The sequence below is a fragment of the Nocardioides sp. P4_G10 genome, assembly GCF_056401175.1.
In genome coordinates this window covers 31,515-44,948 of the sequence record NZ_JBFUJV010000008.1, presented here as the reverse complement: position 1 = coordinate 44,948, position 13,434 = coordinate 31,515, and the positions used below count along the sequence as shown (strand labels likewise).

Genomic DNA, 13,434 nt, shown 5'->3' with positions numbered 1-13,434 from the left:
CCGATCACCCGGCCCCACCGTGGTCACCAGATCCGGACGCGCCCCTCGGGCTCGAGCCACAGGCCGTCGCCCGGCTGGGTCTCGAAGACCTCGTGGAACTCGTCGAGGTTGCGCACGATGTTGGCGCGGAACTCGGCGGGGCTGTGCGGGTCGATGGTGAGGTACTGGAGCTCCTGCTCCTTGCGGCGCTTGGTGCGCCAGACGTGGCTCCAGTTGAGGAACAGCGTGCGCCGGTCGTCGAGGGAGGCCTCGCCGCCCTGGCTGATGACGTAGGCCTTGTGGGCGATGGTCAGCCCGCCGAGGTCGCCGATGTTCTCGCCGACGGTGAGGCTGCCGTTGACGTGCTCGCCCGGCAGGTTGCGTGGCTCGAAGGCGTCGTACTGCGCGATGAGCGCCTGCGACTTGCCCTCGAAGGCGGCCTTGTCGTCGGCGGTCCACCAGTCCTGGAGGTTGCCGTCGCCGTCGTACTGCGCGCCCTGGTCGTCGAAGCCGTGGCCGATCTCGTGGCCGATGACCGCGCCGATGCCGCCGTAGTTCTCGGCGTCGTCCGCGTCGGGGCTGAAGAAGGGCGGCTGGAGGATGGCGGCCGGGAAGCAGATCTCGTTGGTGCCCGGGTGGTAGTAGGCGTTGACGGTCTGCGGGAGCATCAGCCACTCGTCGCGGTCGACCGGCTGGCCGACCTTCTCGAGCTGGCGGTCGGTCTCGAACGCCGAGGCCGACGCGACGTTGCCCATCAGGTCGTCGGCCGAGACGGTCAGCGAGGAGTAGTCGCGGAACTCCGTCGGGTAGCCGATCTTCGGGTAGAAGCGGTCGAGCTTGTCGTACGCCTTCTGCTTGGTGTCCTCGCCCATCCAGTCGAGCGCCTCGATCGAGCGCCGGTAGGCCGTGACCAGGTTGGCGACGAGCTCGTCCATCATCTGCTTCGACGTCGGCGGGAAGTGCCGCTCGACGTAGACCTTGCCGACGGCCTCGCCGATGGCGCCCTCGACGAAGTCGACGCCGCGCTTCCAGCGGGCGCGCAGCTCCGGGGTGCCGTTGAGGGTGCGGCCGTAGAAGTCGAAGTTGGCCTCGACGAACGGGTCGGGCAGGTAGGGCGCGGAGCTCCGCACGATGCGGACGTGGAGGATCTCGCGCCAGGTCTCGATCGGCGTCTCCTCCAGCACCGTCGACAGGTGGGAGAAGAAGTCGGGCTGCATGACGATCGAGCGCCGCAGCGTCTCCTCGGTGCCGCCGAGGCCGGTGACGTAGGTGATCCAGTCGAAGGCCGGGCAGAGCTCGCGCAGCTCCTCGAGGCTCAGGTGGTTGGTCGTCTTCTGGACGTCGCGGGTCTCGGCGGCCTCCCAGTGACCCTCGGCCAGCCGGGACTCGTACGCCAGCACGCGCGCGGCCGCGCCTGCCGGGTCGTCGTGCTCGCTGAGGGTGAGCAGCGTCGTCAGGTAGGCGAGGTACTTCTCGCGGATCTCGGCGAACTTGTCCTCGCGGTAGTAGGACTCGTCGGGCAGGCCGAGGCCGCCCTGCGCGAGGTAGACGATGTTCTTCGACGCGTCGCCGCGGTCGGGCGTGATGTAGGAGCCGAACAGCCCGGGGCCGCCGATGCGCTCGAACATGCCGAGGAAGGCGGCCAGCTCGGTCAGGTCGGTGACGCCGTGGGCGCGGTCGAGCAGGCCCTGGACCGGGCCGAGGCCCAAGGCCTGGATGGTCTCGGTGTCCATGAAGGACGCGTAGAGGTCGCCGACCTTGCGCGCGTCACTCTGTCCATCGCTGGCGAGCTCGTCGCCCGGACGGTTGGCCAGCTCGGTGATGATGTCGCGCACCTGCTGCTCGGCGGCGTCGGCGAGCGCGATGAAGGCGCCCCAGCTCGACTTGTCGGACGGGATCTCCGTCTCGTCGAGCCAGCGACCGTTGACGTGGCCGAAGAGGTCGTCCTGCGGTCGGATGTCCGGGTTCATGCCGTCGCGCGCGGCGTCGAGGATCGTCACGCGGTCGACCCTAACGCTGGGGTCCCAGCCTCAGCGCACGTGCACGACCGACTTGCCGAGCGTGCGTCGCTCGTCCATGTCGACCAGCGCCCGGCCGAAGCCGGCCAGGTCGTACGTCGCGCCGACCGGCGGCTTCACGACACCCGACTCGATCATCGGGACCAGGCGGTGCCACTGCTGCTGCATGTAGCCGGGCCGGGTCATGGCGTACGCCCCCCAGCCGACGCCGCGGACGTCGGTGTTGCCGAGCAGCAGCCGGTTGACCTTGACCTCCGGGATGCCCTGCCCGGAGGCGAAGCCGACAACCAGGATCCGGCCCTGCTCGGCAAGGCAGCGGAGGGAGTCGGTGAAGGCGTCGCCGCCCACCACGTCGAGGACGACGTCGACCCCGCGGCCGCCGGTGAGCTCCTTGACGGCGTCCTTGAAGTCAGGCCCGACCACGGCCTCGTCCGCGCCCGCGGCCCGCGCGAACGCTGCCTTCTCCTCGGTGCTGACCACCGCGATCGTCCGCGCGCCGAGGCCCCTGGCGACCTGCAGGGTGGCGGTGCCGACCCCGCCGGCGGCGCCGTGGACGAGGACCGTCTCGCCCTCGCGCACGCCCCCGCGCTCCTCGAGCGCGAAGAGGGCGGTCAGGTAGTTCATCGGCAGCGCCGCCCCTTCGTCGTACGACACCGCGTCGGGCAGCGCGAACGTGAAGATCGCCGGGTTCGCGACCTGCTCGGCCGCCCCGCCGCTGAGGTTCACCCCGGCCACCCGCTGACCGACGGTGAACGCGCTCGACTCCGGGGAGCCCGGGTCGAGGACGACGCCGGCGAAGTCGACGCCAAGAGTGAAGGGCGGCTCGGGCTTGAACTGGTACTCGCCGCGGCTCAGCAGCAGGTCGGGGAACGCGACACCGACGCTGTGCACCTCGACCAGGACGTCGTTGTGGCCCTGGGTGGGCGGGTCGACCTCGCGCACCTCGACGTCGGACGGACCGGTGAGCGTGACGACCTGGACTGCGCGCATGCGCCGACCCTAGCCATCGCTGCGATCCCCGGATATCCGGGGAAGTTCCCGCTTGTCGGCCGAAGCATCAGCACCCAAGCGGGAGCTTCGGCCGACAAGTCCCGCTCAGCCGGCCCGCTTCACCTCGGCCAGCTCGAAGTGCATGGGGTCGGTCCAGCGCCAGTCGCCGCCCCAGGCGAAACCCCAGGTCTTGAAGACCGCGACCACGTCGCGGTCGATCTCGCCGACCGTGCCGCGCTGGTTGCCGCGGGTGTTGAGGTCGAGGGCGAGGCCGAACGAGTGGTTGGAGAGCGTGGTCGTGTCGGCGATGAAGCGCGGGTAGTAGCAGCCGGCGTACTGGCCGGGGTCGATCGCGTCGGCCAGCCCCCGCTGCTGCACCTCGAGCAGCGCCGCGCGCAGCTGCGGGAAGAGGTCCTTGTGGCAGGTGACGCTGCCGAGGATCGGCACCACCTCGGTGCGGATGTTGGCCGACACCCACGCCGGGTCGGGGGCGATGCGGCCGCCGCCGAGGACGCGGTAGCGGAAGGTCCCGACGACGCTGCCGAGCGTGCCGCCGGTCGGGACGGCGGTGAGCTTCGCGTCGGGGTCGAGGCCGATGCGGGAGGCGACGTCGAGCATCTGCACCGACGCGTCCTTGCCGACCAGCCGCTCGAGCGGCTTGCGGATGCTCGCCGGCGTCTTGCGGTCGGTGGAGATCAGCAGCCCGTTGTCGGTGGCCATCTCGATGTCGTCGGCCCACGCGGTGTTGACCACCATGTCGATGGTCGGGACCTGCGGTGTGTACGCACCCACGTGCAGCTCCGGCGCGTCGTCCTCGGGCCCGAGCCGGATCATCCCCGCCTTGTCGGCCAGCCGCTTGGCCACGGTGCGGTCGATGGCCAGCTCGCCGCCGGCGACGCGGTCCCACGCCTCCTGGAAGTCGGCGACCTGCGCCTGGGTGAAGTTGCGGTAGCGGCCCGGGTCGACCGAGGCGACGGTGAGCACGCGGTTCTCCAGGCTGACCTGGCCCAGCCCGATGCGCTCGGTGTGGGCCACGCCTTCGAGCCCCTCGATCTTCTCGAGCAGCTCGTCGTCGATCGTCTTGTCCCACTGCACGAGGATGTCGGCGCTCCACAGCCGCCCGTCGCGCTCACCGGGCGGGTCGACCGCGTGGGCGGGGTCGGCCACGGGCACCGTCGAGGCCTTGCCGGTCGGCGTGGCGGTCGGGCTCGGCGCCGGGTCCGGCTCCTCGCGCGCGGCCGGCTCGCTGCACGCGGCGAGCAGCACGAGCAGGACGGCTGTCGCCGCCACCCCCGCCCCTCGTCGTACGCCCACGCTCCGACCCTAGGCAACCGGTGTCTGGACGCGGCTGGGGATGGTGAACCACGAGATCAGCCCGCCCAGGGTGAGGAGCGCCGCGCAGGCGATCATCGCGGTGGCGTACGCCGTGTCGAACGCCGCCGGGTCGCGGTAGTCGTCGCCGGCGAGGCCGACCGCCGTGGGCAGCGCCGCGACCGCGAGCAGGGAGCCGGCGCGGGCGACGGCGTTGTTGATGCCGCTGGCGATGCCGGCCTCCTCGTCGGGTGCGGCGGCCAGGACGGTCGCGGTGAGCGGGGCGACCATGAGCGCGAGGCCGAGCCCGAAGACGGTGAGCCCCGGAGCGACGTCGCGCCACCACGAGACGTCGGGACCGACGCGGAGCAGCCACAACGTCCCGACCGCCATCACCAGCGGACCGAACGTCATCGGGATCCGCGGTCCGATCCGCTCGCCGAGGGCGCCGCCGCGCGAGGCGAGGAGGAGCATGCAGATGGTGATCGGCAGGGTGGCCAGCCCGGCCTCGAGGGCGTTGTAGCCACCGACGGTCTGCAGCTGCAGCACGAGGAAGAACAAGATGGCGCCGAGCGCGGCGTAGACGAGCAGCGTCATCAGGTTGGCCGCGCTGAAGGTGCGGTCGTGGAAGAGGCCGAGCGGCACCATCGGCCCGCGCGAGCGGCGCTCGACCACGACGAACGCGACCGCCGAGACCAGCGCCCCGCCGGCCGCCCACAGCGTCACCGGCCCTCCGGCATCGGTCAGCGCCCACGTGAGGCAGGCGAGCGAGAGCGAGGCGAGCGTCGCCCCGGGGATGTCGAAGCGCCCCTGCGTGCGGGGGTCGCGCGTCTCGGGTACCCACTGGTGCGCCAGCCACACGGTCAGGACCGCGAGCGGGAGGTTGATCAGGAAGATCCAGCGCCAGGACGCGTGGTCGACGAGCAGCCCGCCGACCAACGGTCCGAGCGCCGCGGCGATGCCGCCGAGGCCCGACCAGGCGCCGATGGCCCGGCTCCGGTCCTCCGAGCGGAACGCTCCCTGGATCATCGCCAGGCTGCCGGGCGTGAGGAGCGCGCCGCCGATGCCCTGCAGCACCCGGGCCGCGATCAGCACCTCGGCGTTCGGCGCCACGCCGCACATCAGGGACGCCAGCGCGAACCAGATCGTGCCGATGACGAAGACCCGCCGCCGGCCGAGCCGGTCGCCGAGCGACCCCCCGATCAGGATCAGCGAGGCCATCGAGAGGAAGTAGCCGTTGGTGATCCACTGCAGCTGCGCCAGCGACGCGTCGAGGTCGGCGCCGATCGACCGCAGCGCCACGTTGACCACCGTGCCGTCGAGCAGCGTCAGCCCCGATCCGAGGGTGGCCGCAGCCACGATCCCCCGCGCGGTCGGCGTACCCCAGACGACTCCGCTCACGCGCCCACCCTAGGGCTCGGCGACGTCGCGGAGCGCTCAGCCGCGCAGGACCTGACCGGCCAGCCAGGCGATGTCGGCGCCCGTGCGCTCGGGCGATCCGGACGGCTGCATGACGTGGCTCAGCACGACGCGCACGACCATGTCGATGGCCGGGTCGAGGCGCTCGGCATCGATCCCGGGGGCGTACGGCGTCACGCGTGCGGTGATGACCTCCTTGGCCGCGCCGAGCAGCGAGCCGGCGTTGGTCGTCAGCAGGGGCAGCAGCTCGGTGTCGGCGCCGTGGGTCGCGCTGACGACGGCGTGCAGCAGCTTGTTGGCGCTGGCGTAGGTCAGCACGTCGGTGACCGCGCGCTCGATGGCGCGGGTGAGGTCGTCGGGCTCGGCGTCGAAGGCCTGCTCGACGACCTGCAGGAACCGCGTCAGCTCCTCGAGGATCATCGTCTCGGCCAGCGCCGGCTTGGAGCCGACCTCGTTGTAGACGGTCTGCCGGCTCACCCGGGCCGCGTCGGCGAGCCGGCCCATCGTCACCGCCGCCCAGCCCGACGAGGTGGTCATCTCCACGGCCGCGGCGACGATGCGCTCGCGGGTCGTGGTCGGCATGCCGGAAGTCTCGCAGGTCAGGTGTGGTCGCCGTCCCGGCCCGGCCGACATCCTGGCGGCCGCCTGCCCGGGACGACCTGCGGTTCAGCCCTGGTAGCGCACCTGTTCGCCGCGCTCGACCCGCTCGCGCTGCGGCACCACCGTGTACTTCGGGTCCCTGGCCGAGGCCATCCCGGCCTCGTAGACGCCCAGGCGGGTGCAGAGCGAGCCGGCCATCAGCGCGGTGCCCGAGACGACGGAGAGCAGCCGGCTGCGGCCGCCGAGAATGGCGCCGGCGGCACCGGCCGCGGTCAGCACCTTGCTGGCGCGCATCAGCGTGCCGGCCTTCCCGGTGTGCAGCAGCTCGGCGGACAGGCCCATCGAGGACTCCATCCGGTGGGCCATCACCAGCTCGACGGCGGCACCGCCCACGGCGAAGGCGCGGGCCGGTCCGGCCTCGGCGACGGGCGCCGTGGCCATCGCCCACCCGCCCGACGCCGCAGCGGCGGATCCGCAGAAGACGAAGGGGAGCTCCTCGTAGGCCGAGTGCCACGCCGGGGTGGCGGTGTCGGAGAGCAGCACCGCGGTGTACGCCGCCACCGGCGGGGCCGTCACGGCCCCGATCAGGCCGGCCGGACGTCCGACGCGCAGCAACAGGCGCACCGGCCCGCGGTGCCAGCGGGTGGGCAGCATCCCCACCAGCTCGGCCGCGGACGCCAGGCCGGCGAAGGGTGCGTGCAGGGACAGGATCCAGGTGCCGACCGACATCGGCGAGGTCAGCTTGACCACGCGCAGCATGTTGAGGAACCGGCTGGGCTTGCCGAGGTCGTGCACCAGGGCGACGACGCTGAGCAGCAGCGCGATGAGCGAGCCGATCCGGCCCGCACGTCGCAGCCCGGGTCGGTCGGTCAGGTCGGCCCCGCCCGCGAGGAGCGAGGAGCCGGCGGCGACGCCGCCGGTGAAGAGGTAGTAGGCGATGTCGCGCTCCCACGGGGCGGCCTTGACGATCGGCCGGCCGTAGTAGGAGGTGAAGTCGGCCTCGGGCACCATCACCCGGTCGCCGCCGCGCGAGCTGCCCCGCGAGCGGCCGGGGCTGCCGCCGTGCTGGACCTCGGCTCCGGAGCCGTGGCGGTCCGTCGACTCGCTCACGGTCGCCTCCTCACGAAGGACAGGGCCGCGCCGACCAGCAGCGCGGTGCCCGCCATCCCGGCCCGGGTGAACATCCGGGGCAGGTCCTTGGTCGTCACGACGGGGTCGGGCGGCAGGCCGTAGACCTCCGGCTCGTCGAGCAGCAGGAACATCGCCCCGGTGCCGCCGACACCGTCCTCCGGGTCGTTGCCGTAGAGCCGGGCGTCCATCACACCGCGCTCGTGGAGCAGCTCCACCCGCGCGTTGGCGCGCTCGCGCAGCTCCTCGACGTCGCCGTACAGGATGGACTCGGTCGGGCACGCCGCCGCGCAGGCGGGCCGCTGGCCGTCGGTGAGCCGGTCGTAGCAGAGCGTGCACTTCTGCGCGATGCCCACCTTGGGGTCGCCCTCGGGCCCGCGGCGGCGGTCGATCACGCCGTAGGGGCAGGCGGCGACGCAGTAGCCGCACCCGTTGCAGATGTCGTCCTGCACCACGACGGTGCCGAACTCGCTGCGGAAGAGCGACCCCGTCGGGCACACGTCGAGGCAGGCGGCGTGCGTGCAGTGCTTGCACACGTCGGACGACATCAGCCACTGGAAGTCGGGCTTGTCGTCCTCGTGCACGTCGCTCACCGGCGCGCCGACCGAGGGCATCCCCAGGTCGACGGCGGGCTTCGACGCGGGCTTCTCGATGAACGCGACGTGGCGCCACTGGTTGGCGTTGAGCGAGTGGCTGTTGTCGTAGGACGTGCCGAGCATCTCGAAGAGGTTCTCCGGGACGTCGTTCCACTCCTTGCACGCCACCTCGCAGGCCTTGCAGCCGATGCAGACGCTGGTGTCGGTGAAGAAGCCCTTGCGCTTGGGCGCGTCGGTGTAGCCGGCGTCGGGCGCCGGGTCGAGCGGCCCGAAGAGACTGTTGCGGCCGATCACTGGCCCTCCTGGTCGTCGTCGCTGGTCTCGGCGGCCGCGAGCGACCGCGCCTGGGCGTCTGCTGACGCGGTGACGACCCGGGGGTGGACGTCGTCCCTGATCCCGGACCGTCGGGCGTAGTCGGTGACGAGCTCGCGCAGCGCGGCACCGGTGGGCCGCCGCCCCGGACGTACGTCGCAGGTGCCGACCTTGCTCTCCTGGATGAGGACGTTGGGGTCGAGCGAGATGCCGAACAGGTCGTTGGCCGAGTCGCCGGTGACGAGGCCACCGCCGCCCCAGTGGTAGGGCATCCACACCTGGTGAACCGTACGACCCTCGATCCGCAGCGGCCGCAGCCGCTCCGTCACCATCACGCGGCCCTCGACGGCCGAGCGGGCGGTCACGACGTGGCACCACCCCATGTGCTCGAGGCCGCGCTCCTGCGCCAGCGCCGGCGACACCTCGACGAACATCTCGGGCTGCAGCTCGGCGAGGTGCTCGAGGTAGCGGCTCATGCCACCGGCCGTGTGGTGCTCGGTGAGCCGGCTGGTGGTGAAGACGAAGGGGAAGACGTCGCTGTGCTCCTCCGGGGGCGCCGGGTTCAGTTGGTTGTCGTTGCGGCGGTACTGCTTGCGCGTCGGGTTGGCCTGCTGCCCGTAGAGGGGGTTGCGGAACGGCGACTCGACCGGCTCGTAGTGGGTGGGCATGGGTCCGTCGATGAGGCCCTGCGGCACGTAGAGCGCACCCTTCCCGTCGCCCTGCATGATGAACGGGTCGACGCCCTCGATGGCCTCGACGCCCTCGGACCCCTCGGGAGCCCGGTAGGACGGCGGCTTCGTCTTCTCGAAGTCGGGGACGTCCTGCCCGGTCCACTCCCCCGCCTCGCCCTTCTCCGGGTCCCACCAGACGAAGGCCTTGCGCTCGCTCCACGGCTTGCCGTCGGGGTCGGCCGACGCGCGGTTGTAGAGGATGCGGCGGTTCAACGGCCACGCCCAGCCCCACTCGGGCGCGACGAACGACTGGTCGTGGCGCGACTTGCGGCGGTTGGCCTGGTTGACGCCGTCGGCGAAGACGCCGGTGTAGATCCAGCAGCCGCCGGCCGTCGAGCCGTCCGCCTTCATCTCCACGAACGACGACAGCGGGCGGCCGGTCGCGACCTCGAAGCCGTTGATCTCCTTCAGCACCGCCTCGGCGCTGGGCTCGCCCCAGGCCTGCGCGCCCTCGGTGCCGAGCACGCCCTCGTCGTGCACGGGGTAGTCCCACGCCAGGTCGAGCACGGGCCGGTCGCGCTCGTCGGTGGAGCCGGCCAGGCGCTCACGCACCATCCGGCCCAGGTGATAGAAGAACCACAGCTCCGAGCGGCAGTCGCCCGGCGGGTCGACCGCCTTCTCGCGCCACTGCAGCATCCGCTGGGTCTGGGTGAACGTGCCCTCCTTCTCGGCGTAGGACGCCGCCGGGAAGAGGAACACCTCCGTGCGGCACTCCTCCGGCACGATCTCGCCGGTCGCGACCTCGGGCGAGTCCTTCCAGAACGACGCGCTCTCGATCTCGAAGAGGTCGCGCACGACGAGCCAGTCGAGGTTGGCCATGCCGAGCCGCTGGGCCCGGCCGTGGGCCGAGCCGACCGCGGGGTTCTGCCCGAGCAGGAAGTAGCCGGAGACCTTGCCGTCGATCATGTCGAGCACGGTGCGGTAGGTGCCGTGGTCGCCGGTGATCCTGGGCAGGTAGTCGAAGCAGAAGTCGTTGTCGGGGGTCGCCGCGTCGCCCCAGTAGGCCTTGAGCAGGCTCACCGTGTAGGCGTCGGCCTTGGACCAGAAGCCCTTGCTGCCGGGGTGGCGGATGCTGTCGACGTAGTCGGTCAGCGTCGGGTGCTGGTCGGGGTTGGGCATCGGCAGGTAGCCCGGGAGGATGTTGAACAGGGTGGGGATGTCGGTCGAGCCCTGGATGCTCGCGTGGCCGCGCAGCGCCATCACCCCGCCGCCCGGGCGCCCCATGTTGCCGAGCAGGAGCTGCAGGATCGCGCCGGTGCGGATGTACTGCACGCCGACGCTGTGCTGGGTCCAGCCCACGCTGTAGACCAGCGCCGTGGTGCGCTCGCGTCCGGAGTTCTCCGTCCACGCCCGGCACACCTCGAGGAAGTCCGCCTGGCTGACGCCGCAGGTCTGCTCCACCATCTCGGGCGTGTAGCGGGCGAAGTGGCGACGCAGCACCTGGTAGACGCAGCGCGGGTGCTGCAGCGTCTCGTCGCGCCGGGGCTTGCCCTCCACCTGCATGCCGTGGGCCTCGTGCTGCAGGCCCGCCGCGGACTCGCGCTGTCCGTGGGTCTCCTCGGAGTCGTCGGCCTGCGCCGCGCTCTGCTCGCCCGGGCCGTCCTCGACGTCGTACTGCCAGCTGCTGGGGTCGTAGGTGCGCTTGTCGGGGTCGAAGCCGCTGAAGAGCCCGTCGAGGTCGTCGGTGTCCTCGAACCTGTCGCTGACGAGCGTCGCGGCGTTGGTGTAGTTGACGACGTAGTCGCGGAAGTCGAGGCCGTTCTCCAGGACGTGGCTGATGATGCCGCCGAGGAACGCGATGTCGCTGCCGACGCGGATCGGGACGTGYTTGTCCGCGACCGCGCTGGTGCGGGTGAACCGCGGGTCGACGTGGATCACCTTGGCGCCGCGCTGCTGCGCCTCCACCACCCACTGGAAGCCCACCGGGTGGGCCTCGGCCATGTTGGAGCCCTGGATGATGATGCAGTCCGCGTTGGCGAGGTCAGCCGTGTAGCCGGTGGCGCCGCCGCGTCCGAAGCTGGTCCCCAGACCGGGGACGGTGGCGGAGTGTCAAATACGCGCCTGGTTCTCGATCTGGATGGCGCCCATCGCGGTGAAGAGCTTCTTGATGAGGTAGTTCTCCTCGTTGTCGAGCGTCGCTCCACCCAGGCTGGCGATGCCCATGGTGCGGCGCACCCGCCGGTCCTTCTCGTCGAGCTCCTGCCACGCGTCGCGCCGCGACTTCAGGACCCGGTCGGCCACCATCTCCATGGCGGTCGTGAGGTCGAGCTCCTCCCACTCGGTGCCGTGGGGCCGGCGGTACTTGACCGTGGTCTCGCGCAGGCTGCTCGTGACGAGGTTCTTGCTGGCCGAGCCCTTGGGGCAGAGCCGGCCGCGGTTGACCGGGCTGTCGGGGTCGCCCTCGATCTGCACGATCTTCTCGTCCTTGACGAAGATCTTCTGCCCGCACCCGACGGCGCAGTAGGGGCACACGCTGCGGGCGACGCGGTCGGCGGTCGTGGTGCGCGGCTCGACCTCGTCGGTGCGGCGTGAGCGCACGGCCTTGCCGCGTCCGAGGAGGTCACCACTCGTCAGTTGGCGGAGCACGGGCCACGGGAGGAGGGACCTCGACTCCGCCATGCCGTCACCTCCGCGTGTGTGTGGCTGATGAGACTACGGACGCCTCACGACGTGCGTCCACCGCCCGAGGGGTGGGCGTGTCAGCGGACGACGATCGCGTGCTCGCCGGCAGCCACGACCTCGCCCACCACCGGGTGGCCGGGCAGCTCGCCGACCACCAGCAGGCCGCCGGAGGTCTGGGCGTCGGCGAGCAGCACGAGCTCGTCCTCGTCGACGGACGCGTCGAGGTGCGGGCGCACCCAGTCGAGGTTGCGGCGACTGCCGCCCGGCACGAAGCCGTCGGCCAGCGAGGTGCGCGCGCCCGCGACGTACGGCACCGCTGCCGCGTCGACCACGGCCGTCGTCCCGCTCGCTCGCATCATCTTCATCAGGTGGCCGAGCAGGCCGAAGCCGGTGACGTCGGTCGCCGCGCGGAGCCCGGCGTCGACGGCCGCGCGGCTGGCGTCGCGGTTGAGCTCGGTCATCACCGCGACCGCCTCCTCGAACCACTCGCCGGTCGCCTTGTGGCGGTTGTTGAGCACGCCGAGGCCGAGCGGCTTGGTCAGCGTCAGCGGCATCCCGACCTGCGCCGCGTCGTTGCGCAGCAGCTTCTCGGGGTCGGCGAGGCCGGTGACGGCCAGGCCGTACTTCGGCTCGGGGTCGTCGATGCTGTGCCCGCCGGCGAGGAACGCCCCCGCCTCGGTGCACGCGTCGTCGCCGCCGCGCAGCACCTCGGCCGCCACGTCGAAGGGGATCCGGTCGCGCGGCCAGCCGAGCAGGTTGACCGCGACCACCGGGGTGCCGCCCATCGCCCACACGTCCGACATCGCGTTGGTGGCGGCGATGCGCCCGAAGGCGTAGGCGTCGTCGACGACCGGGGTGAAGAAGTCGGCGGTGGCGATCACGGCCCGGCCGGTGCCGTCGGGGGCCGGATCGATCCGTACGGCGGCCGCGTCGTCGCCGTGGTCGAGACCGACCAGCAGGTCGCCGGACGCCCGTCCCCGACCGAGCCCGCTCAGCACGCGTTCGAGCTCACCGGGCGGCACCTTGCACGCGCACCCGCCGCCGGCGGCGTACTGGGTGAGGCGGATCGACTGGTCGGTCGTGCTCGCGCGGGTGCTCACCCGCCCAATGTAGGCAGCCGACGGGCGTCCAGTCTCACCCCGTTGCCCGTGGCGGCGCGCGTGACGCGCGCCTAGTGTCGAGACGTGTACAGCGACAACTCCGCGATCGCTCGCATGCTGGACCGGTGCCAGCAGGCGCTCGACCGCGTCGAGCCCGCGGACCTCGCGGCCGTCGCGGCAGCCGGGGCACTGGTCGTCGACATGCGGCCGGTGCAGCAGCGCCTCCGCGACGGTGAGCTGCCGGGCGCGCTCGTCGTCGACCGCAACGTGCTCGAGTGGCGCCTCGACCCGACCAGCCCGTACCGCCTGGCCGTCTCCGACGACCCCGACCGGCACATCGTCCTGGTCTGCAACGAGGGCTACAGCTCGAGCCTCGCGGCCATCACCCTGCAGCAGCTGGGCCTGCCCCGGGCGACCGACCTGGCGGGTGGCTTCACCGCGTGGTCGGCGTACGTCGCGGAGGTGCAGGCGGACGAGATCGCGACCGCGAGACGGGTCGCGACGCACTAGGCTGGCTCGTGGAGGCGGTTCTCGTCTGGTGACGGACGCGGTCCTCAAAACCGTTGCGACCCAGCAGCTGGGTCGGGCGGGTTCGATTCCCGTCCGCCTCCGCCAGTCGTGAGCAGTC

The 13,434-nt window shown here is 71.9% G+C and carries 10 protein-coding genes, 1 tRNA gene and 1 pseudogene; 2 read left to right on the top strand and 10 right to left on the bottom strand.

All coding sequences use genetic code 11. The annotated features are described in order from the left end of the window. Window positions 1–23: 23 nt before the first annotated feature. The 10 genes and pseudogenes from AC1DP1_RS10800 to selD all read right to left on the bottom strand — a co-directional run bounded on the left by AC1DP1_RS10800 (window position 24) and on the right by selD (window position 12,806). Window positions 24–1,979 (bottom strand): M13 family metallopeptidase, encoded by a 1,956-nt coding sequence (locus tag AC1DP1_RS10800; RefSeq protein ID WP_477506860.1) that lies wholly within the window; start codon window positions 1,977–1,979, stop codon window positions 24–26. Between the two features lie 30 nt (window positions 1,980–2,009). Next, the gene (locus AC1DP1_RS10795) at window positions 2,010–2,987 is read right to left on the bottom strand and encodes an NADPH:quinone oxidoreductase family protein (protein WP_477506859.1); all 978 of its coding nucleotides are present in this window, start codon (window positions 2,985–2,987) and stop codon (window positions 2,010–2,012) included. Window positions 2,988–3,092: 105 nt separating this feature from the next. Continuing rightward, the gene (locus AC1DP1_RS10790; protein ID WP_477506858.1) at window positions 3,093–4,301 is read right to left on the bottom strand and encodes a M15 family metallopeptidase; all 1,209 of its coding nucleotides are present in this window, start codon (window positions 4,299–4,301) and stop codon (window positions 3,093–3,095) included. A 9-nt stretch (window positions 4,302–4,310) separates the two neighbouring features. Further along, window positions 4,311–5,699 carry an MFS transporter gene (locus AC1DP1_RS10785; protein WP_477506857.1) on the bottom strand — a complete coding sequence of 463 codons (1,389 nt, stop codon included), beginning with the start codon at window positions 5,697–5,699 and terminating at the stop codon, window positions 4,311–4,313. A gap of 36 nt (window positions 5,700–5,735) precedes the next feature. Beyond that, complete coding sequence (locus tag AC1DP1_RS10780) at window positions 5,736–6,299, bottom strand: TetR family transcriptional regulator (protein WP_477506856.1); 564 nt, start codon at window positions 6,297–6,299, stop codon at window positions 5,736–5,738. Window positions 6,300–6,383: 84 nt separating this feature from the next. After that, the gene (nrfD, locus tag AC1DP1_RS10775) at window positions 6,384–7,427 is read right to left on the bottom strand and encodes an NrfD/PsrC family molybdoenzyme membrane anchor subunit (RefSeq protein ID WP_477506855.1); all 1,044 of its coding nucleotides are present in this window, start codon (window positions 7,425–7,427) and stop codon (window positions 6,384–6,386) included. After that, entirely contained in the window at window positions 7,424–8,335 is a 912-nt protein-coding gene (locus AC1DP1_RS10770; RefSeq protein ID WP_477506854.1) for a 4Fe-4S dicluster domain-containing protein, read from the bottom strand. The genes nrfD and AC1DP1_RS10770 overlap by 4 nt, the downstream gene beginning before the upstream one ends. Continuing rightward, window positions 8,332–11,121: pseudogene (gene fdh, locus AC1DP1_RS10765) on the bottom strand (formate dehydrogenase); the annotation flags it as partial. The pseudogene fdh and the gene AC1DP1_RS10770, both read right to left, overlap by 4 nt. Before the next feature lie 12 nt (window positions 11,122–11,133). Then, window positions 11,134–11,703, bottom strand: coding sequence for a hypothetical protein (locus AC1DP1_RS10760; protein ID WP_477506853.1), 570 nt, complete (start codon window positions 11,701–11,703; stop codon window positions 11,134–11,136). An 80-nt stretch (window positions 11,704–11,783) separates the two neighbouring features. After that, a complete protein-coding gene (selD, locus tag AC1DP1_RS10755; RefSeq protein WP_477506852.1) occupies window positions 11,784–12,806 on the bottom strand; it encodes a selenide, water dikinase SelD in 1,023 nt (340 codons plus the stop codon). 84 nt (window positions 12,807–12,890) lie between these two features. On the opposite strand from selD, the gene AC1DP1_RS10750 reads away from it, so the two are divergent. Further along, on the top strand, window positions 12,891–13,316 hold the full coding sequence (locus tag AC1DP1_RS10750) for a rhodanese-like domain-containing protein (protein WP_457186346.1): 426 nt from the start codon (window positions 12,891–12,893) through the stop codon (window positions 13,314–13,316). A 10-nt stretch (window positions 13,317–13,326) separates the two neighbouring features. After that, a tRNA-Sec gene (locus AC1DP1_RS10745) sits at window positions 13,327–13,421 on the top strand. Window positions 13,422–13,434: the final 13 nt, after the last annotated feature.